Source organism: Vibrio sp. R10-SF1-ISO8 (genome assembly GCF_059833805.1).
On sequence record NZ_JCBDHL010000015.1, the window covers coordinates 96,640 to 117,115 of the forward strand.

Sequence of the window (20,476 nt, forward strand, 5' to 3'; positions counted from 1 at the left end):
ATTCCCTTACATGATGTAGACAGATAATTAAGCATGATCAGCAAACCTTTACCAGTTCTAATCGCTCTTGTTTCTTTTGCCCCACCGCTATGGGCGCAAAACGTGGAACTGTCGATAGAAGGATTAGAGGGTGAGCTAAATGATAATGTTGAAGCCTATTTATCATCCATTCCTGAAGCCGACTATAAAACAAGCTTACGCTTTCAAGCCCGTCTAGAGAAGAGCATCACAGAAGCGCTCAATGCGTTGGGTTACTACCACCCAGAGATTGACTTCACTGTCGTAGAAGATGAGTCAGAGTTGATCGTCAATGTGACTTCAGGGCCCGCGGTTATCTTGCAGCAGGTCGACATTAAAATAGAAGGTGAGGCTAAACATGATCCTCAGTTTACGGCACTTATTGAAAACAGTGGTCTGAAACAGGGTGAGATACTCAATCATAGTTTGTATGACAGTTTGAAATCTTCGATTCGAAATCTGGCTTTGCAAAAAGGTTATTTTGAGGGCGACTTTACTGCCAATCGCTTAGAAGTTGCTCCCGATCTCAATCAAGCTTTTGTTCACCTTCACTATGACAGTGGAATGCGTTATCACTTTGGTGCCAATACGATTACTGGCAGTCAAATAGATCAAGATAGGGTTGAGTCATTATCCCCTTATCAAACAAATGACCCTTATCAGGCAACCAAAGTAGGGGAATATAACCAAAACCTATCCAATACCGATTGGTTTTCATCAGTCTTTGTTGAGCCCGATTTGAGTCAATTAGGCCAAGGGCGAGAGTTGCCGATGAAGGTATCGCTTGCTCCTCAGGCTAGAAACAAACTCGAAACGGGTATTGGCTACGCAACGGATGTTAGGGTTCGAGGCTCACTAAAGTGGAAAAAACCTTGGGTAAACAGTCGTGGACATAGCTTCGACAGCAGTCTCTCAATTTCAAAGCCTGAACAAACGATCACTGCCGGTTATCAAATTCCACTCGAAGACGCGTTGAATGAGTATTATCGCATCCAATACGGGATGAAAAACGTCAACCAGCGTGATACGGAAAGTCTTGAGTCTAACCTGGCCTTAGAAAGGCATTGGGTGCTTGGTAGTGGCTGGCATCGAACGTTTTATGTCCGTTACTTGCTAGAGAACTATACCCAAGGTAAACAAGATGACAATGCTCAGTTTCTATTACCAGGGGTTACTTTTTCGCGCAGCCGTGTCCGTGGGGGGGCAATGCCAACTTGGGGAGACCGCCAAAGTGTGACACTTGAATATGGCGATCCGAATGCTTTATCAGAAACCAGAGTGACTCGATTGATTGGTGCGACGACTTGGATTCGCAGTGCTGGTCAAAACCACCGGGCCATCTTCAAACTGAATGGTGGTGCAAACTTTGTAGAAGATTTCAACAAGCTCTCGCCATCGCTACGCTTTTTTGCTGGTGGTGACAACAATCTTCGTGGGTATGGTTATGAGTCGATTTCCCCTAAAGACTCCAATGACAAATTAACCGGTGCCAAATATATGCTGACCAGTTCAATCGAGTATCAATATCGCGTTTATGGCGATTGGTGGGGCGCCGCTTTCTACGATGTCGGTGATGCATTTAATGAATCACCAGATATCAAGCGAGGCACAGGGGTAGGTGTGCGCTGGGCATCGCCAGTTGGACCTATTCGCCTAGATTTCGCTTGGGGGCTAGACGCTAGTAAAGGCAAAGAATTTAAGCTCCACTTTACTTTAGGACCAGAGCTATGACCCGTGTTGTGATTAAGTGGTCAAAATGGCTTTCACTCACTTTACTCATTTTACTCCTCAGCGTTTTGGTTGCGCTAGGCGGATTACTGTTTACCAATCCGGGCTTGAACCTTGTATTGTGGGGGGCCGAGAAGTTTGTTCCTCAGCTTAAAGTTGAGTCGAGTCAAGGCGCGATTTTTCCTCGATTTACCCTCAGCAATGTTGTATTTAAAGATGACAACTTGCAGGTCGATACTCAGGTAAGGTCACTAACGCTTGCAGTCAATGTGACATGCTTTACTGAGCCGGGTGTTTGTATCGATGAACTTGCGATTGATGGTTTGTCATTCGCTATGCCTGAGTTACCAGAAAGCTCGCCAGCCACTCAAGAGCAAGCTGAGGCGTCATCATCAGCTAAAATTACCTCTCCAATTCCTATCAAGTTAAGTCGATTGGCGCTAAGCGATATTAAGCTGGATATTTTAGGTAATCAGATTACATGGGACTCATTTACCTCTGGGGCGTCATTTCAAGGTAATCGCCTACGTATCAATGCAACCGAACTTAAATCACCTTGGGTTAAGTTAGCGGAAAGTAGCGCTGACAACGAGCAGGCTGCTACGTCAGTGAATCAAGCGTCAACGCCTGCAGAGATTGCCCTGCCTAATATCGTTTTACCGCTGCAAATAGATTTTGTACGCCTCGATATTTACAACTTTAAGCTTGATCAAACAACGCCGGTTATCGTCGACCATTTAGGCTTAGAGGCCAATGCAAAAGACTCTCGAGTGGTGGTTAAAACACTTGAGTTGGATATGCCGCAGGCGACTGCAAAACTCAAAACGGATATTGAGCTGCAAGGTGACTACCCACTCGACTTGCAGCTGGATGCAACGGTTAAAGAAGAGATAGCAGCAGGGCAAACCTTGTCCCTCAAAGCGAGTGGCAGTGTGGCGAGATTAGAAGCGTCAGCGCAACTGGCTGGGTTAGCTAAAGCTTCACTTTCCGGCGAGCTGCAGCCACTCAAATCTGAACTACCTTTTGATTTTTCCTTAACCCAAGCTGATCTTCAGTGGCCGTTACAAGGGAAAGGGGACTACTTTGCTTCGATAGATAACCTCGAAGCTCACGGTTCTCTTAATGGTTATAGCCTCGATCTAGATGCAGACTTTAAAGGCTCACAGCTTCCAGATGTATCACTCGTGCTGCAAGGCAAAGGTGATCTCTCCCAAATCAAGTTGAGCCAAGTGGACATTGCCACGCTAGGAGGAACGATCTCCGGTGACGTGATGGCGGATTGGCAAGCGCCGATTAACTGGGCGGCAAACTTGACACTGGCTCACATTCAGCCCGGTCTACAATGGCCTGAAGCTGAAGGCAATATCAGTGGGCAAGTGTCAACAACCGGAAGTCTAACAGAGCAAGGTGGATGGCAAGTCGATGTACCGAAGCTTGATATTGATGGTGTACTGCGTGAATACCCTCTGAATATCGTTGGTAGTGTGACTGCGTCGGACATAACAGGTAAAAATGCGCTCAGTGTTAAAACGCCGCAGCTAGTGCTTTCTCATGGCCCAAACACTATTAAAGCTAGTGGGGAGCTAGATAAACAGTGGCGCATGGATCTGGCGCTCAATTTGCCTGACTTAAACACAACAGTGCCAGATTTAAACGGGCGTGTTTTCGGTGATGTTGCTCTGCGTGGCGACATACAAACTCCTGATGTGGGTTTAGACCTAGTCGCTAAAGGTATTGATTGGCAGAAGCAGGCCCAGATTTCTCAGTTAAGTCTGAAGGGTAATGTCACCCCGCTTCCAACGCCAAGTGGTCAATTAGCGCTCAAGGTCAATCAAACTAAGTATCAAGACAAAGTGATCGAAAACGTGAGCTTGAACTTCGCGGGTTCCCAGCAAGAGCACCAACTTAACCTCGATGTAAACTCAAATATTGTGTCGACGAGCTTAGCCCTGACAGGCTCACTGACTGATAAGCCAGAACTTGTTTGGCAAGGTAAGCTTAAGCGTATGCTGCTTTCTTCAGCGCAAGGTGAATGGCGACTGAGTCAGCCAACGGCACTAGGCTTTGAAATGGCGACGGAGCAGGTTTCTGTCGCGGCCCACTGTTGGTTGCAAGCTGACTCATCACTCTGCTTGGAGAAGGATATCAAGGTTGGACAAAGTGGCGAAGCTGCGCTCGCATTAAGCCAGTTTAATTTCGAGCAGATAATATCTTTTCTTCCCAAGACAACGCAGTTGCAAGGGCAAGCTGACGCTAAAGTATGGGCAAAGTGGGGTGACAACCAACCTCCTCAGCTAAAGGCTAAAATTGAACTGGCTAAGGGTGAGGTGGTTCAAAAGCTTGAACAACCTCTAGAGTTGGGTTGGGAGAGTGTGACACTGAAGGCGCAACTTGCAGACAATAAGCTTAGCGCAGAGTGGTTACTCGACGTAACTGATAATGGTGATGTTTCTGGCAGCGCCACTATTCCGGATGTGCTAAGTGAAGACAAACAAATCGATGGTCGTTTGAAGCTCACTACGTTTAACTTAGACTTTTTAGCACCTGTAGTTGGGGATTTCAGTAAGCTTAAATCAAACATTACTACTGATCTCGCAATTAGTGGTCCGGCTATGCAGCCCAAATTGAATGGGCAGTTTGTTGTCGATGATATTTTGTTGCAGGGGGATATATCTCCTGTTGAAGTCGACTCAGGTCGTTTAACCATTAACTTCACAGGCTATGATGCGACACTGGCTGCGGCTATTCATACTCCTGACGGAAAACTCGAGCTAGCTGGGGCTGCCGATTGGCATAACTTGCAGGATTGGAACACCAACGTACGCGTCTTTGCTGAAGAGTTGCTGGTTAATGTACCGCCTATGGTCAAGATTAAAGTTCAACCGGATATGACAATCTCTGCGTCACCAAAGTCTGCTCGAATTGACGGGACTATCGCTTTGCCATGGGGACGTATTGTGGTTGAAGAGTTACCGCCAAGTGCGATAGGGGTGTCAAAAGATCAGGTCATCCTTAATGACCAGCTTGAGCCCGTTGATGAGCAAAGCTCGGTACCTTTTACGGTGCAATCCAATATCAATATTAAGATTGGCGATGACTTTAAGCTCTCTGCATTTGGCCTAGAGGGGGAGTTAGTTGGTAATCTCAATGTCGCACAGCGAGACAAAGGACCTTTCGTTACTGGCGAAGTCAATATCATTGATGGCTCATACCGTTCGTTCGGCCAAGACTTGCTAATTGAAGAAGGTAAGGTGCTGATGAATGGCCCTGTGGATCTGCCTTATCTACAAATTACCGCGATTCGCAACCCAGATAACACTAAAGATGATGTGACGGCTGGGGTTAAAGTAACTGGCCCAGTCAGTGAGCCTACTGTGACTATTTTCTCTAACCCAGCGATGGCACAAGCCAATGCGCTTTCCTATCTATTACGTGGTCAAGACATTGATGGTGAATCAGGTGGTAATGCCATGACGACAACATTAATTGGTTTAAGCCTAGCGAAAAGTGGCCAGGTTGTCGGTGAAATTGGCGAAGCCTTCGGGGTGCAAGATCTTCAGGTCGATACTGCAGGATCTGGGAAAGAGTCTCAAGTGACGGTGGGCGGATATATTCTACCAGGTCTCAAAGTGCAATATGGGGTCGGTATATTTGAGTCGGTGGGTGAGTTCACCGTGCGTTATCGTTTGATGCAAGATCTCTATGTTGAGGCATTATCTGGTGCAACGAACGCGGTCGACCTTCTGTATCAGTTTGAGTTTAATTAGTTGGTAACACCATTGAAAGGAGTCGATGAAATGCAACAGCTAGTATTTGTGTACGGCACACTGCGCCAAGGGCAAAATAACCATCACTTGTTAGCACAATCTGAATGGCTTGGAAATTATGCGACCCCACCAATATACAGCCTTTATGATCTTGGCGCCTATCCGGCCGTAACAGAAGGGCATAGTGTTCTCTATGGTGAGGTTTATCGCGTTGATGATAAGACGTTGCAACAGTTAGACCTGTTAGAAGATGTACCAGTTACTTATCGTAGAGAGCAGATAGAAACCCAATTTGGTTTAGCTTGGATCTATTTCTACCAGCAAGGTGATCAATTGGAAACGTTGATTTCCTCCGGTGACTGGTGCCAAAAGGTGTAATACTTTCCTATACCGAGTGGGTGATTTGACTAAGGAGAGAACGATGAAAGTACAATTTGTTCTAGTGGTATTATTGTTGGCAGGATGTGCCACACAGCCACCCCCACTAAGCAATGTGGAAAGTGATTGGTCAGAATATGGCAAACAACGTGCCGAGCAAGGCTTTTTGAAACAGTCAGAAGTTAAACTCGCCAAACTAGATCAAGGTGGCGTCTTCAGCCAAGAGTTATATCTCGCTTACTCCAATGGCTACGAACAAGGTAGGTTAGAGTACTGCTCACAGAGTGCATATATGTTAGGGGTAGTAGGGAAACCTTATGCTGGAATCTGTGATCGGATTGACCCATTTTTCAAGCAAGATTATATCTCTGGACGTCACTCAACTGCGGGGTCAGCGTTTTAAACCTAAAAGAGTCGCGATTAAGCGACTCTTTTGTTTTTAGCGTTTGAAGATTAGTTTTCTTCGCGATTTAGCTCTAAAAACTCTTCGACTTGCTTAACCATGTTTTTCGAACCTACAAAGAATGGCACGCGTTGGTGTAGCTCTGTTGGCTTAATGTCCATAATACGCTGAACACCGTCAGATGCTACTCCACCTGCTTGTTCGATGATATAAGCCATAGGGTTACACTCGTAAAGTAGGCGCAGTTTACCATTTGGATGGCTTTGCGTGCTCGGGTAGAGATAGATACCACCTTTCAATAGGTTGCGGTGAAAGTCTGCGACCAAAGAGCCAATGTAACGCGAAGTGTAAGGGCGGTTTTCACTCGGTGCATTTTCCTGACAGTACTTGATGTACTTCTTAACACCCATAGGGAAACGAATGTAGTTGCCTTCGTTGATCGAGTAGATGCTACCGTCTTCTGGAATCATCATGTTTTCATGTGACAAGCAGAAAGTGCCTAGTGAAGGGTCGTAAGTGAAGCCGTTAACACCATTACCTGTTGTGTATACCAACATGGTTGATGAGCCGTAAATGACATAGCCCGCTGCAACTTGCTTATGACCAGGTTGAAGAAAATCTTCTTCTGTTGGAGGGGTACCGATTGGTGATACACGGCGATAGATGGAGAAAATTGTACCAACAGAAACGTTAACATCGATATTCGATGACCCATCCAATGGATCCATTAACACAACGTATTTTGCGTTCTTGTTCAATTCTTTATTAAACGCTACCGCCTCGTCTTCTTCTTCACTGGCAACACCACACACTTGATCTCGGGCTTCAAGAGCGGCCTTAAATTTGTCGTTCGCGTAGACATCAAGCTTTTGCTGATCTTCGCCCTGAACGTTTGCAGTACCAACTGCACCAGTAATATCACCTAAACCAGCTGCGTTAATTTCACGGTTAACAATTTTTGCAGCAAGGCGAATTGAAGAGAGTAGGGATGATAGATCACCGCTAGCGTGGGGGAAGTCCGCTTGTTTTTCAACAATGAACTCGCCAAGGGTGCGCATTCCAGACATGGTTTTTCCTTTAAAAGTCGCTCATAGATAGGGGGAATGGGATGTCTCGTTCTCTAACGGAGCTTTTATGACTACCCGAGATAAGTGTAAAAGTTAGATCTTTTTATTGGTAATGAACTAACTGTCTTAGATCTCAAATTTTTTAGTAAACTTTCAACAGTTTTCACAGCGATGAGAGATGAGTTAGTGAGCAAAGCGTAATCAGTGAGTCAATTCTCTTTATTAAGGTGGCTAAAGTAGTTCGCTTTTTGCCATATTGTCGCCATAATGAGGACAATATTTTCCGCTTAGAACAAGGCTTTTCTATGCATATTCATATCCTGGGGATCTGTGGCACTTTTATGGGTGGTGCAGCTGTATTAGCACGTCAATTGGGGCATAAAGTCACAGGGTGTGATGCCAATGTTTATCCACCAATGAGTACTCTACTGGAATCTCAAGGTATTGAAATTATAGAAGGCTTTGACCCGTCGCAACTCGAACCAGCACCTGATTTAGTGGTGATTGGTAATGCGATGAGCCGCGGCAATCCATGTGTCGAGTATGTGCTGAATCATAACTTGCGTTACACCTCTGGTCCTCAGTGGCTGCAAGAGTTCTTACTTCATGACCGTTGGGTATTAGCGGTATCTGGTACTCATGGAAAAACCACAACGTCTAGTATGTTGGCGTGGATCTTAGAAGACTGTGGCTATAAGCCGGGTTTCTTGGTTGGTGGTGTTTTGGGTAACTTCGGAATTTCAGCTCGTCTTGGTGAAAGCATGTTTTTTGTTGTTGAAGCCGACGAATATGATAGTGCTTTTTTCGATAAGCGTTCTAAGTTTGTGCACTATCATCCACGCACCTTAGTTATGAACAACCTAGAGTTTGATCATGCCGACATCTTTGACGATCTTGAAGCGATAAAACGTCAGTTTCATCATCTTGTTCGCACGGTGCCGGGCAATGGGCGTATTTTTGCACCGAAACAAGATAGTGCACTACAAGATGTGCTTGAGCGCGGCTGTTGGAGCGAAACTGAGTTTAGTGGTGAGCAAGGTGACTGGCAGGCGGAGAAAATAAATATTGATGGCTCGCAGTTCAACGTATTGTTCCAAGGCGAGCAAGTAGGTCGCGTGAACTGGAGTCTAGTTGGTGATCACAATGTAGATAACGCTTTGATGGCGATAGCTGCTGCGCGCCATGTTGGCGTCACCCCAGACTTAGCCTGTGAATCTTTAGCCAAATTTATCAATACCAAACGCCGCTTGGAGCTCAAAGGTGAGGTCAATGGCATCACGGTTTACGACGATTTTGCCCATCATCCGACCGCGATTGAACTGACGCTCGGTGGACTACGTAACAAGGTCGGCGATAGCAAAATTATCGCGGTACTCGAACCACGCAGCGCTACGATGAAGCGAGGTGTTCACAAGGATACTTTGGCCGCTTCGTTACAAAAAGCCGATCAGGTGTTTTTATATCAACCCGACTCGATTGATTGGTCGGTGGAAGATATTGCAGCTCAATGTGAACAACCTGCGCAAACCTCAGATAATGTCGATGAGCTAGTGGAGCAAATTGTTGCTAGTGCTAGCTCAGGTGATCAGATTCTGGTAATGAGCAATGGCGGGTTCGAAGGTATTCACAACAAGCTTCTGGCAAAGCTAGAGCAATAGTGTAGTTTTTTAATATGACTAAACAACAAAAAGCCATCACCTTAGCCTTTACCGGTGCCTCTGGTGCTCCTTATGGTTTACGCCTATTAGAGCGCCTTCTGGCTGCTGATTATCAAGTTTATCTGCTTGTTTCATCTGCTGCGAGAGTGGTGCTTGCAACTGAACATGACCTTAAACTGCCAGCCAATCCTGATTCGGCTAAGCAAACTTTGGTTGAGCATCTCAATTGCGACCCAGACAAGCTGATTGTATGCGGTAAAGATGACTGGTTCTCTCCGGTTGCATCTGGCTCTGCTGCGCCGAAACAGATGGTCGTCTGTCCTTGCTCAGCTGGCAGCGTTGCGGCGATTGCGCACGGTATGTCTGACAACCTGATTGAACGTGCCGCAGACGTGGTGATGAAAGAGCGTGGTCAACTACTGTTGGTGGTTCGCGAGACGCCATTCTCTACCCTGCATCTTGAGAACATGCACAAGCTGTCACAAATGGGCGTGACCATCATGCCTGCTGCACCAGGTTTTTATCATCAACCGAAATCGATTGATGATCTGGTTGATTTTATGGTCGCGCGTATTCTCGACCACCTAGGAGTAGATCAAGGATTGGTTCCTCGCTGGGGCTATGACTCCCGTCAGAGCTGATATGTGAACGGCGCTAGCTATTGAGCCACATAACTATTACAATTCGACCGTTACTCATCGGGGAGCTATTGGCCTAACTTATGTTAGCGTCAGCTGAGATCGAGCCATCGCTTGGGACCCGTGTACCTGAACCAGATAATGCTGGCGTAGGAATTGAGTTTGGATTTGAACTCCGCTTCTCAAACCTGTGCCGCTCAAACAAGGAGAGAGCGAGCAGTGAAAAACACTCTAAGCACCATTTCAATAAGTTCCCTTGCGTTAGCAGTGCTAGCGACAGTTCCAGCGACAGCCGCAGAAAACAGTTTAACTGTCTATACCTACGACTCTTTTGCTGCCGATTGGGGCCCTGGTCCTGTTGTAGAAAAAGCGTTTGAAGCGCATTGTGGTTGTGATGTTAATTTTGTCGCATTGGATGATGGTGTCTCTATCCTTAATCGTCTGCGTTTAGAAGGCGATAACAGCAAAGCGGATATTATTTTAGGCTTAGACAACAACCTGATGGCGGAAGCGAAAAAAACAGGTTTGTTGGCTGAACATAGCGTAGACACCAGCAAGGTTGCATTGCCAAATGGCTGGGCGGACAAAACTTTCGTCCCTTATGATTTCGGTTACTTTGCTTTTGTTTACAACAAAGAGAAGCTAGCTAACCCACCCAAAAGCTTGAAAGAGCTGGTGGAATCACGAGATGATCTGAAAGTGATCTATCAAGACCCACGCACTTCAACGCCAGGGCAAGGTCTGATGCTGTGGATGAAGTCTGTTTACGGTGATGACGTGACTCAGGCTTGGCAAAATCTTGCCAAGAAAACCGTAACCGTCACTAAAGGTTGGTCTGAAGCGTATTCAATGTTCCTTGAAGGTGAGTCTGATCTGGTTCTCTCTTACACCACATCTCCTGCTTATCACTTGATTGCCGAAAGTGACAACAAGTATGCCGCCGCTGATTTTGCCGAAGGTCACTACACGCAAGTGGAAGTGGCTGCGAAAGTAAAAGCGTCTAAAAATCAAAAGCTAGCAGATGAGTTCATGAACTTTATTCTAAGTGATGAGTTCCAATCAGCAATGCCAACAGGCAACTGGATGTACCCAGTCACTGACGTTGCACTGCCTGAAGGTTTTGAAAGCCTGACTCTACCAAGCAAAGCTCTGACCTTTAGCGCCGACGAAGTGGCCGAAAATCGTAAATCTTGGATTCGCGAATGGCAAAGTGCGCTGACATTCTAAGAGGCTCTTTTGCGTAATACCCCAAAAATTGGCTTATGGGTCGCGATATTCATCGCGACCTTTGTCGTTTCTGCTCTCGGTGCTTTACTGGTTAACGCGCCATCGTTAGATATCAGTCAGGTATGGAGTGATCCATACTATCGACATGTCACCAAATTTAGTTTCTATCAGTCTTTTCTCTCTACTTTGCTCAGTGTTGGCCTTGCCATCCCAGTCGCGCACGCATTATCTCGCCGTCAGTTTGCTGGTAAATCCCTGTTACTCAAACTGTTTGCTACCACACTGGTGTTGCCTGTCTTAGTCGGGGTGTTTGGTCTGCTCGCCATTTATGGCAATAGCGGCTTGATTTCCGATCTGTTCAAAAGTTTAGACAGCAAGTTGCCGTTCTCAATATATGGGCTCAATGGCATTTTATTGGCGCACGTGTTTTTTAATCTTCCTTATGCGACCCGGTTATTGTTGCAGGCGCTCGACTCTATCCCAATAGAGCAGCATAAACTATGCGCCCATCTCGGCATGGGACACTGGGATAAGTTTCGTTGGATAGAATGGCCGCGGCTACGTCAGCAATTACCTCATGTCAGCGGCTTGGTGTTTATGCTCTGTTTCACCAGTTTTGCTACCGTAATGGCACTCGGTGGTGGGCCTAAGTCAACCACGATCGAGCTGGCAATCTATCAAGCTATTAAGTTTGATTTCGATCTCCAAGCTGGCGCGCTATTGGCTATTTGGCAAATGATGCTTTGCGGTGTTATGGCGTTGACTATTCAGCGATTAGCGAAACCGATCTCAGTCACCTCAGGCTCGCAGAGTCAGACTATTTACTTGTCTAAAGACTCGTTTGTTTCTAAGTGTTGGGATTGGGGGTGGATAGCCTTTTCAATGCTGCTGGTGCTACCTCCGTTACTGATGGTGCTGCTCAGTGGTCTTAACAGTCATGCGCTGGATGTTTTCACCGACGCACGTTTTTGGCAGGCACTATGGGCGTCTGTGAAAGTGGCAACCATGGCAAGTGTGATTGCGGTGATTGCTGGCATTGCCATCTTGTTAACCAGCCGAAGATTACGCCTTAACTATCGCGAGAAGAGTGCGGATCATATTGAGTTGATTGGCACCATTATTCTTGTCACACCCGGCCTTGTGATTTCCACCGGACTGTTTCTATTGCTGCGCTCATTTACTGATGTATTTAGCTTAGCTCTAGTGGTTGTCGTAGCCGTGAATGCCTTAATGGGTCTGCCATATGTGATTAAAACGCTGTCTCAGCCAATGCTGCATGTCGAGCAGCAATATCAATATGTTTGTGCCAGTTTAGGAATGAAAGGTTGGAATCGTTTTAAAGTGGTTGAGTGGAAAGCGCTGAAAAAACCGATGGCTCATGCCTTTGCGATCAGCTTTATGTTTGCGATTGGCGATTTAAGTGCGATTGCTTTGTTTGGTAGCCAAGAATTTCGCACCTTGCCACTATACCTATTCCAGCTGCTTGGTAGCTATCAAATGGAATCTGCTGCAGTAGTATCTGTGACTCTATTACTCTTGAGCGTCGGCTGTTTCACGCTCATTGAAACCTCATTAAAAGCCAACTCGAAGGTGAATCATGCTGACCTTAAGTAATGTCGATTACTACTATCACAATGAACTGTTTCACTTTGATGCCTCGATCTCTCCACAGTCGATTGTTGCTTTGATGGGGCCAAGCGGCGCGGGTAAATCGACCCTGTTGGCTTTAGTCGCGGGCTTTATTGAACCGACCGAGGGAACCATTGAGGTTGAAGGCCGCAATATTGTTGGTAAAGAGCCACATCAACGCCCATTCGCTATGCTGTTTCAAGAGCATAACCTATTTTCTCATTTAACCGTGCGTCAGAATATTGGACTTGGCTTGCACCCTGGCTTAAAGCTCACTTCCGATCAGCAGGCGCTAGTAGAGCAAGCCGCGCAGCAAGTCGGGGTTGAAGCTTATCTTGATCGATTACCAGAGCAACTTTCCGGTGGTCAGCGTCAACGTGTTGCGTTAGCACGCTGTTTTGTCCAACCGCATAAGATATGGCTGCTCGATGAACCTTTCTCTGCCCTTGATCCTATTTTGCGTGAAGAGATGCTTAACTTGGTAAGCAAGTTAGCTGAAGAGAGAAACATTACAGTGGTTATGGTGACGCACCATATCAGTGATGCCAAGGCAATTGCCTCTGATTTTATCTTTGTCGCCAATGGCCGAGTCGAAGTCTCAGATAACATTGAACAGCTGTCATCGAGCCACGCTAATCAAGCGCTAAGTGACTTTGTTCGCGCGGGGGAGTAGGAGAGGGAACGGACTTTGTCCTCGGGAACGCTGCGCTAGAGAGTCGAGATCGGGCTTCGCCCTTCGAGAGGTATTCGTGGTCAGTAACTAGAAAGTCGCAGGTAGTGGTATTTCTTTTTGGAGTTAATTACCTGAATATAAAAGGAAAGGGTTGATACATTGTACCAACCCTTCAAAGTTTTCTCGCTTCTCGCTTCTCGCTTCTCGCTTCTCGCTTCTCGCTTCTCGCTTCTCGCTTCTCGCTTAAATCTCTTCTTCGTTTAGCTCTTTCAGCACTTGGAAGATTTCGCGGAAGGCTTTTGCAGGCTTGCCTGCTTTTTTCTCTTTTGCTGCCTGACGAGCGAGCTGGCGTAAGCGTTGACGATCGGCAGCTGGGTAAAGTTCCATAACATCACCGATTGCGCTATCGCCTTCTTCTACCACTCGGTCACGAAGCTGCTCAAGCTTATGAAGTTCGGCAGTAGCTTGTGAGTGTTTGTTACGCACTTTATCCAGAGCTGCTTGTAGTGGCTCAGGATCTTCAAAACGCATTAGCTTGCCGATGTACTGAAGTTGACGGCGACGAGCTTCGTTCTTGAAGCGTTGCGCGTCTTTAATTGCCTCTGCAAGGTCTTCGCTTAAGGGAAATTTTTCTAGCACGGACGGCTTCAAGCTCGCGAGTTCTTCACCTAGCTTTTGTAGCTCTTCCATGTCGCGTTTCAATTCGGTCTTACTGACCCAAATGATCTCTTCTTCCTCTTCCCATGGCGCTTTTTGATTCTTACGTGCCATTTTTCTGCCTTAATTTGAACATCTATTTCTCTATTTTAACAAGAATCGTGGGGAGAAAGCGAAATTCTTGTTATTCTAAAGGCAATTGATCTTAAGAAATAAAGAAAATATGGACGTAAGACAGCAAGTTGCTCAACAGCGAGTTGAGTTAGAAGCAGCAGTAGCTAAAGCTCTAGAGATGGCAGCAGAGAAGTCAGATGCCGCCGAAGTCGCGATCAGCAAGACCACGGGCCTGAGCGTTTCGACTCGTATGTGCGAAGTGGAGAACGTTGAATTTAACAGTGATGGCGCGCTTGGGATTACCGTTTACCGTAATCAGCGTAAAGGCAGTGCATCCACTTCCGATCTGAGTGATAAAGCGATCCAACAAACTGTTCTTGCGGCACTCGATATTGCGCAATACACCTCTGAAGATCCTTATGCTGGTCCTGCTCCAAAAGAGCTAATGGTGCAAGAGGTGCCTGATCTCGACCTATTCCACCCTGATACGCCAGATCCAGATTATGCCGCGAAAGTAGCGATTGCAGCCGAGCAACAGGCCCTTTCTTACAGCGATAAGATCAAACAAAGTGATGGCGCGAGCTACGATAGCCACTATGGTTTGAAAGTCTATGGCAATAGCCATGGATTGCTCGCTAGCTATGCTTCTAGCCGCCATAGCACGAGTTGCTGTGTGATTGGCCAGGGCAACAATGGTGAAATGGAGCGTGATTACAGCTACACAGTAGCGCGCCATAAAGATGAACTTTGGACGCAAGAAACTGTCGGTCAGAAAGCTGCTGAGAAGACCGTTTGCCGTCTTGATGCGCAAAAGCTAAAAACAGGTCAATATCCAGTGATGTTTGCTGCTGATGTAGCAACTGGCCTACTTGGTCACCTAGTGATGGCGATCAGTGGTGGTAACCTTTACCGTAAATCTTCTTTCTTGCTTGATCACTTAGGTAAGCAAGTGCTGCCTGAGTGGTTTAACGTCTCTGAACGCCCGCATGTGTTGCGTGGTCTTGCATCAAGCCCATTTGATAGTGAAGGGGTCTTTACCCAAGATCGCGAGATCATTACTGATGGTGTTCTTGCTACTTACCTGCTTACTAGCTACGCGGCGCGTAAAATGGATATGACGCCAACAGGTCACGCGGGTGGTATTCATAACTGGTTTGTGAAATCGACAGGTCAGAACTTTGAGCAAATGCTGAAAGAGCTAGGTACTGGCTTGCTTGTGACAGAAGTGATGGGCCAAGGCGTTAATGTCGTGACTGGCGATTACTCTCGTGGTGCTGCAGGTTTTTGGGTAGAGAACGGTGAAATTCAGTTCCCAGTGTCTGAAATTACCATCGCAAGTAACCTCAAAGATATGTTTAATCAGATTGTTGCAGTAGGCAACGATGTAGAGACTCGCTCGCAGATCCAAACAGGCTCAATCCTGCTTGAATCAATGAAGGTTGCGGGGGAGTAAACAAGGAGCGGACTACGTCCTAAGGATAGCTAGACCGCTTCGCTGCTGGAGAACTAGACTTGACTCATTTATCAATGTCTTGAAGCTTTAGCTCTCCAGCTCTCCAGCTCTCCAGCTCTCCAAAACGAAAGGGTTGGCAAAAATGCCAACCCTTTAAAATATCAGCCGAATCCCGAATCCCGAATCCCTTTTATTCCTCAAACAACTCTGTATGCAGTTTCTGAATCGCTTGTTTTGAGACTGACTCATCAACTAAGAAACAAAGGTTGTGTGGGCTCGCGCCGTAGCAGATCATACGCAGGTTGAAATCTTCTAAAGTGCTGAATACTTGCTTTGCATAGCCTTTACTCTCACTCATATTGTTACCAATCAGAGCAACCAAGCATAGGTTGTGTTCTACCTCGACCGTACATAACTCTTCTAGCTCAACACGTGCGGCTTCTGGAAGTTGTGGTGCACCGCCAGCAGTATCTGTTTGGTCTAAAGTGAGAGATACACTGATCTCTGAAGTGGTAATCAAGTCGACCGAGATTTTGTGTTTAGCAAGGATCTCAAACACTTTAGCTAGGAAACCATAGGCATGGAACATGTTGGCGCTGCGCAGTGTAACCATGGTTTGGTTACAACGCAGAGCCAGAGCACGGAATAGCGGTGAGCTTTCTACCTGATGGCGAATCCAAGTTCCGCCCTTCTGTGGTTCTTTCGATGAGCCGACAAACACAGGAATATCGTGGCGTAGTGCAGGAAGAAGCGTCGATGGGTGGAGAATTTTAGCGCCAAAGTTCGCCATTTCAGACGCTTCACTAAAACTAATTTCAGGAATTGGAGAAGCTTTAGGCGCAATGCGTGGATCAGTGGTGTAAATACCAGGAACGTCTGTCCAAATCTCAAGTCCAGAAGCTTCAACGGCTTCGGCGATTAGGGCTGCACTGTAATCACTACCACCACGACCTAAAGTAGTGGTGTTGCCTTTGGCGTCAGAACCGATAAAGCCTTGAGTAATCACTACTGCATCTTGGCAGAGTGGCACCAGTGATTGCTGAGCAAGCTCGCTGATCTGGTCTAGTTGTGGCTCTGCTTTACCGAAATTGCTATCGGTGCGTAGAATGTCACGAATATCAAAACGCACTGCATTGATACCGCGCTCTTTCATCAATTGGGTAAGTAGGTGAGTCGACATCAACTCACCACACGCGACTAAGTGGTCTGTCAGTTTGTGGCTTGCTTGGATCGATGCCGCTTCCGCAAGGCTAGTCACTGTGTCGAGAATCTCGTAAACATCGTTCGCTGCTTGGGTTCCATCTTCAAGCTGTTCGAGTACCGCATCATGAATTTGCGCCAGTTTAGTCAGAATCTCACTACGACGAACTTGATCTTGTACGCCATTAGCGAGCTCGACCAGAAGGTTAGTGACACCTGAGCAAGCGCTACTCACAACGAGTTTTGTATTTGGATTACTTTCAATAATTGCAGCACAACGGCTCATTGCCTCAAAGTTAGCAACGCTTGTTCCACCAAATTTAGCTACATTAAAACTGCTCACAGCATTTCTCCCACGACTTCCTAAAATAAAAACTTTTGGTAGCTATACCAACATCCAGTGTTTTGCTTTGATGAAGAGAGTTGAGCGAAAGAGAGGGGGTCTTTTATATGTATGACTTTCCTCAGAAGCTCATCATCAGACTGGGCTGATGACAGTTGTAGGGATTCAACCCTAGCAACCGACAGATCCAAACCGACACTTCGGATCTACCTCGGCACTACTCCCCCTCAATGTGTTGTATCGGATTTGTGGCTCCACAACACGTCTACCTGGGCAGTGCTCCTCTTCTGCAAAATAATTTGCTATGTGGCATAAATATTCGCCACATATCCGCATTGAACGTTTTTCTGTGAACTATGTCAATGAGAATTTGTAACTTTATGCCTTTTTATAATTAACAAACTTGTGACACTGGTTTGACCTCAATACTTTGGGCTAATTGCTGCCAACAAAGAATTGAATTAAGGTGGGTTTAAGGAAGTAAAGATAGAACAAAAATTATATTGATATTAAAAAGGAGCTGCCAATGACGATTCAAAGTTTTATCCCCCCTCATCGTATTCTTATGGGACCTGGGCCTTCAGATATATCTCCTCAAGTGTTGCAAGCTTTGAGTCGCCCGACGGTTGGTCACTTAGATCCATTATTTGTTGGCATGATGGATGAGCTTAAATCGCTGCTCAAGTACGCTTTCCAAACTGACAATGAGTTTACCATTGCCGTTTCTGCGCCAGGGAGTGCAGGGATGGAGACTTGTTTCGTCAACCTGATTGAGCCGGGTGAAAAGGTGATCGTTTGTCGCAATGGCGTGTTTGGCGAGCGTATGCGTGAAAATGTTGTACGTGCAGGGGGCGTAGCTGAAGTTGTCGATGATGAGTGGGGTGCACCCGTCTCTGTCGATAAAGTCGAGCAAGCGTTAAAAGATAACCCTGACGCGAAAATCCTAGCTTTTGTTCACGCTGAAACGTCGACTGGTGCGTGCAGTGACGCAGAGGCCTTGGGTAAGTTGGCTAAGCAATATGGCTTGCTGACCATTGTAGATGCTGTGACCTCGCTTGGTGGCGTACCGCTTAAGGTCGATGAATGGCAACTAGATGCGGTTTATTCAGGCAGTCAGAAGTGTCTTTCTTGTGTTCCGGGTCTTTCTCCGGTGACCTTTTCTCCAGCTGCGATTGAGAAAATTCAAGCGCGTATCACGCCAGTTCAAAGTTGGTTTCTAGATCAGAGTTTAGTGCTTGGCTATTGGAGCGGTGAAGGAAAGCGTAGTTATCACCATACTGCGCCTGTGAACAGCTTATATGCTCTGCATGAGTCTTTGTTGATTCTTAAGAATGAAGGGTTAGAAAATGCATGGCAGCGACATCGAGACATGCATGAAAAACTTAAACAAGGCTTAGAGAAGCTAGGCTTTGAGTTCGTTGTCGAGCAAGACTCGCGCTTACCTCAGCTCAACGCTATTTTTGTTCCGCAAGGTATTGATGAAGCTAAAGTGAGAACTCACCTACTAGAGACTTACAACCTAGAAATTGGTGCTGGCTTAGGCGCGTTAGCAGGTAAAGCGTGGCGTATTGGCTTGATGGGTTACGGTGCCCGCGCCGAGAATGTCGCGTTGTGCTTACGAGCGCTCGAAGAGGCATTGACGCAATAGCAGTCTCAATAACATATCAATTAATAAGGCGACCAGGTGGTCGCCTTAATTATTTTCAACAGACTCTAGTTAGTCTCTTTTTCACTGTCCGCCTTTAAGGCATCGATATTCGGTGGGATGTACTGCACCTCAGAGAAATCCCGTTCAGGAAATAGGAACTGAGCTTCGCTACGAATTTGCTCCGCTTTCACACTGTCTCCCAGCCCTTGATAGGCCAAGATCAAATTGTTATAGAAAGCAGGACGAGGTTTATCTTTAATAATCTTCAGTGACCAATCTATGTATGGCTTGATAAACTGAGGATCTTGCTTGTATAAGCCAATATTGAGATAGGTGCTATAGATATCCCAATCGTATCTGTCTTTCCAAACCACTGGATTGCTGACTTGGTTGAGTATTTCAGGATCTTTAGGCTGTGAGCGCTCAAACTGGGTAAGCACATAATTGGTATGCAAAGTGGTCAGCATATAGAAGCTTGTCACAATCGGTATAACTAAACTAGACACCCGTAGCGCTGTCTTGGAGATAATACTAAATGGTGCTTGGCGATAACTGCTCGCCCTTTGATCAACCCAGTAGAGCAGAATGACAAAGGTTATCCAGTGAATCGCTGAGTGATAAAACGGATACTCAAGCTGACTGTGCAGTACGATGGGCACAAACAGGGCAAACATTGCCAAGCGTGTACCTTTCTTGGCTTGATAGAGTCGAGCGAGAACAAACAGCGCCGCGAGTATGATCGCGAGTAGGGGCAGTAAGCCTCCTTCTACTCCCCAATAGAGCAATTCATTGTGCGGATGGTCCATCGCCGCTAAACCTGGTTTATAGCTCTGATTTAGCTGGTGTTGTCTCGCCGTGTACACCATGTACTCTGGCTCAAATCGACCATAGCCATAGCCTGTAAACGGCTTTTCGATCAGCATGTCTAATGATTGGGAATAGATCTTTTGCCGTACGTCTTCAGTTCTTAGCTTTTCTTCAATGAGCTCGTTGTTGGCTGGGTAAAAATTTGTCACCGCAAGAGCAACAGATATACCTGCAAAAATGGAAATCAGCCAACCGAAAAAACGTTTCTTAGTTGCGAACTTATAGATATAAGGCAGCAGGAACGACGTGGAGAGTAATGCTGCTAACCAGCCTGTACGAGAAGCCAAAAATACTAACAGTGGGATAGTTATTGTTGGCATTAAATACAGTAAGGCGACTTCACTGATTTTACGTTGGTACTTGGTTGGATGACGGGTGAGCAAGTAGCCAGATAGCGCTAATCCAGTAGCGAGGAAACTCGCCATCACATTGGGTTGTTGAAAGATGCCGTAAGGGCGGTTTGATTCAGTGTTGTAGCCAAATAAATTACCAGGCTCTAATACCAAATACTGTACCCAGCCGAAAATAGCTTCGATAAAGACCGCAATGGTGATAAACCAGAGTAGACGCTGCTTTCGTTTGTTGCTGAAGCGAAATTGCTGCAAGACAACAAACAGAATATAACCTGCCCAAAGGCCAGTGAGTTTCCCTAGTGATAGCTCAAGATTCGAACCTGAATAGAGCGCGGGCAGCGTGAGCATAATGCAGCAAACAAACAAACCTATAGTGAGCTTGTTGTATCTTAGGCTGCCGTAGCTACCGAGTTGGTATAAACCTATCGCAATAGAGAAACTCACCACAAGCCAAGTTGTGGGGTTAAAGGCAAGTGCGAGGCCTACGCCACCAGGGTTGGGCATAAAAAAGTGCATCGCCAACAGGAAGAGTATCCCGATGGTGACCAAGAAAGGTCTAGTTAAAGGGATCTTTGGCGCCTTTATTTCAAGCTCTGTCCCTGCTAAATGTGTGGTCGCCATAAATCTTGATACCTCAAACAAACAGACCAGCGAA

At 46.3% G+C, this 20,476-nt stretch carries 15 protein-coding genes and 2 riboswitches; of the genes, 11 read left to right on the forward strand and 4 right to left on the reverse strand.

Annotation, left to right across the window (positions count from 1 at the left end; genetic code table 11):
• Nucleotides 1-33 precede the first annotated feature (33 nt).
• Genes tamA through AC6R00_RS11445 form a run of 4 tightly spaced genes read left to right on the forward strand, consistent with a single transcriptional unit; the run spans nt 34 to nt 6,294 of the window.
• Complete coding sequence (gene tamA, locus AC6R00_RS11430) at nt 34-1,749, forward strand: autotransporter assembly complex protein TamA (protein ID WP_500640477.1); 1,716 nt, start codon at nt 34-36, stop codon at nt 1,747-1,749.
• Nucleotides 1,746-5,513 (forward strand): autotransporter assembly complex protein TamB, encoded by a 3,768-nt coding sequence (gene tamB, locus AC6R00_RS11435; protein WP_500640478.1) that lies wholly within the window; start codon nt 1,746-1,748, stop codon nt 5,511-5,513. The genes tamA and tamB overlap by 4 nt, the downstream gene beginning before the upstream one ends.
• A 30-nt stretch (nt 5,514-5,543) precedes the next feature.
• On the forward strand, nt 5,544-5,891 hold the full coding sequence (locus AC6R00_RS11440) for a gamma-glutamylcyclotransferase family protein (protein WP_500640479.1): 348 nt from the start codon (nt 5,544-5,546) through the stop codon (nt 5,889-5,891).
• A gap of 43 nt (nt 5,892-5,934) precedes the next feature.
• Nucleotides 5,935-6,294 carry a DUF2799 domain-containing protein gene (locus AC6R00_RS11445; RefSeq protein WP_500640480.1) on the forward strand — a complete coding sequence of 120 codons (360 nt, stop codon included), beginning with the start codon at nt 5,935-5,937 and terminating at the stop codon, nt 6,292-6,294.
• Nucleotides 6,295-6,344: 50 nt separating this feature from the next.
• On the opposite strand, the gene fbp is transcribed toward AC6R00_RS11445, so the two are convergent.
• On the reverse strand, nt 6,345-7,361 hold the full coding sequence (gene fbp / locus AC6R00_RS11450; RefSeq protein WP_500640481.1) for a class 1 fructose-bisphosphatase: 1,017 nt from the start codon (nt 7,359-7,361) through the stop codon (nt 6,345-6,347).
• A gap of 305 nt (nt 7,362-7,666) precedes the next feature.
• Here fbp and mpl point away from each other — a divergent pair, with 305 nt between their 5' ends.
• From mpl to thiQ, 5 genes are all read left to right on the forward strand, one after another.
• Entirely contained in the window at nt 7,667-9,019 is a 1,353-nt protein-coding gene (mpl, locus tag AC6R00_RS11455) for a UDP-N-acetylmuramate:L-alanyl-gamma-D-glutamyl-meso-diaminopimelate ligase (protein WP_500640482.1), read from the forward strand.
• A 14-nt stretch (nt 9,020-9,033) separates the two neighbouring features.
• Complete coding sequence (locus tag AC6R00_RS11460; protein WP_500640483.1) at nt 9,034-9,660, forward strand: flavin prenyltransferase UbiX; 627 nt, start codon at nt 9,034-9,036, stop codon at nt 9,658-9,660.
• Between the two features lie 48 nt (nt 9,661-9,708).
• Nucleotides 9,709-9,830, forward strand: a riboswitch (TPP riboswitch).
• Between the two features lie 67 nt (nt 9,831-9,897).
• Nucleotides 9,898-10,884 carry a thiamine ABC transporter substrate binding subunit gene (thiB, locus tag AC6R00_RS11465; RefSeq protein WP_500640540.1) on the forward strand — a complete coding sequence of 329 codons (987 nt, stop codon included), beginning with the start codon at nt 9,898-9,900 and terminating at the stop codon, nt 10,882-10,884.
• A gap of 9 nt (nt 10,885-10,893) precedes the next feature.
• On the forward strand, nt 10,894-12,498 hold the full coding sequence (gene thiP / locus AC6R00_RS11470; RefSeq protein WP_500640484.1) for a thiamine/thiamine pyrophosphate ABC transporter permease ThiP: 1,605 nt from the start codon (nt 10,894-10,896) through the stop codon (nt 12,496-12,498).
• Nucleotides 12,482-13,186, forward strand: coding sequence for a thiamine ABC transporter ATP-binding protein (gene thiQ, locus AC6R00_RS11475; RefSeq protein ID WP_500640485.1), 705 nt, complete (start codon nt 12,482-12,484; stop codon nt 13,184-13,186). Before thiP ends, thiQ begins: the two co-directional genes overlap by 17 nt.
• Nucleotides 13,187-13,429: 243 nt before the next feature.
• Here thiQ and yjgA read toward each other — a convergent pair whose 3' ends face one another.
• Nucleotides 13,430-13,957 carry a ribosome biogenesis factor YjgA gene (gene yjgA, locus AC6R00_RS11480; RefSeq protein WP_486787228.1) on the reverse strand — a complete coding sequence of 176 codons (528 nt, stop codon included), beginning with the start codon at nt 13,955-13,957 and terminating at the stop codon, nt 13,430-13,432.
• 109 nt (nt 13,958-14,066) lie between these two features.
• On the opposite strand from yjgA, the gene pmbA reads away from it, so the two are divergent.
• Entirely contained in the window at nt 14,067-15,410 is a 1,344-nt protein-coding gene (pmbA, locus tag AC6R00_RS11485) for a metalloprotease PmbA (protein ID WP_500640486.1), read from the forward strand.
• Between the two features lie 190 nt (nt 15,411-15,600).
• Here pmbA and lysC read toward each other — a convergent pair whose 3' ends face one another.
• The gene (lysC, locus tag AC6R00_RS11490; RefSeq protein ID WP_500640487.1) at nt 15,601-16,953 is read right to left on the reverse strand and encodes a lysine-sensitive aspartokinase 3; all 1,353 of its coding nucleotides are present in this window, start codon (nt 16,951-16,953) and stop codon (nt 15,601-15,603) included.
• Between the two features lie 117 nt (nt 16,954-17,070).
• Nucleotides 17,071-17,248, reverse strand: a riboswitch (Lysine riboswitch).
• A gap of 231 nt (nt 17,249-17,479) precedes the next feature.
• On the opposite strand from lysC, the gene AC6R00_RS11495 reads away from it, so the two are divergent.
• Nucleotides 17,480-18,601, forward strand: coding sequence for a pyridoxal-phosphate-dependent aminotransferase family protein (locus AC6R00_RS11495; protein WP_500640488.1), 1,122 nt, complete (start codon nt 17,480-17,482; stop codon nt 18,599-18,601).
• Between the two features lie 65 nt (nt 18,602-18,666).
• Here AC6R00_RS11495 and AC6R00_RS11500 read toward each other — a convergent pair whose 3' ends face one another.
• The gene (locus tag AC6R00_RS11500) at nt 18,667-20,442 is read right to left on the reverse strand and encodes a PglL family O-oligosaccharyltransferase (RefSeq protein ID WP_500640489.1); all 1,776 of its coding nucleotides are present in this window, start codon (nt 20,440-20,442) and stop codon (nt 18,667-18,669) included.
• Nucleotides 20,443-20,476: the final 34 nt, after the last annotated feature.

What these genes read in the sequence shown, in the direction of transcription:
- AC6R00_RS11495 (WP_500640488.1), top strand. Translation starts at nt 17,480, where the DNA reads ATGACGATTCAAAGTTTTATCCCCCCTCATCGTATTCTTATGGGACCT.
- tamA (WP_500640477.1), top strand. Translation starts at nt 34, where the DNA reads ATGATCAGCAAACCTTTACCAGTTCTAATCGCTCTTGTTTCTTTTGCC.
- yjgA (WP_486787228.1), bottom strand. Translation starts at nt 13,957, where the DNA reads ATGGCACGTAAGAATCAAAAAGCGCCATGGGAAGAGGAAGAAGAGATC.
- pmbA (WP_500640486.1), top strand. Translation starts at nt 14,067, where the DNA reads ATGGACGTAAGACAGCAAGTTGCTCAACAGCGAGTTGAGTTAGAAGCA.
- AC6R00_RS11460 (WP_500640483.1), top strand. Translation starts at nt 9,034, where the DNA reads ATGACTAAACAACAAAAAGCCATCACCTTAGCCTTTACCGGTGCCTCT.
- AC6R00_RS11445 (WP_500640480.1), top strand. Translation starts at nt 5,935, where the DNA reads ATGAAAGTACAATTTGTTCTAGTGGTATTATTGTTGGCAGGATGTGCC.
- tamB (WP_500640478.1), top strand. Translation starts at nt 1,746, where the DNA reads ATGACCCGTGTTGTGATTAAGTGGTCAAAATGGCTTTCACTCACTTTA.
- thiQ (WP_500640485.1), top strand. Translation starts at nt 12,482, where the DNA reads ATGCTGACCTTAAGTAATGTCGATTACTACTATCACAATGAACTGTTT.
- AC6R00_RS11500 (WP_500640489.1), bottom strand. Translation starts at nt 20,442, where the DNA reads ATGGCGACCACACATTTAGCAGGGACAGAGCTTGAAATAAAGGCGCCA.
- mpl (WP_500640482.1), top strand. Translation starts at nt 7,667, where the DNA reads ATGCATATTCATATCCTGGGGATCTGTGGCACTTTTATGGGTGGTGCA.
- fbp (WP_500640481.1), bottom strand. Translation starts at nt 7,361, where the DNA reads ATGTCTGGAATGCGCACCCTTGGCGAGTTCATTGTTGAAAAACAAGCG.
- AC6R00_RS11440 (WP_500640479.1), top strand. Translation starts at nt 5,544, where the DNA reads ATGCAACAGCTAGTATTTGTGTACGGCACACTGCGCCAAGGGCAAAAT.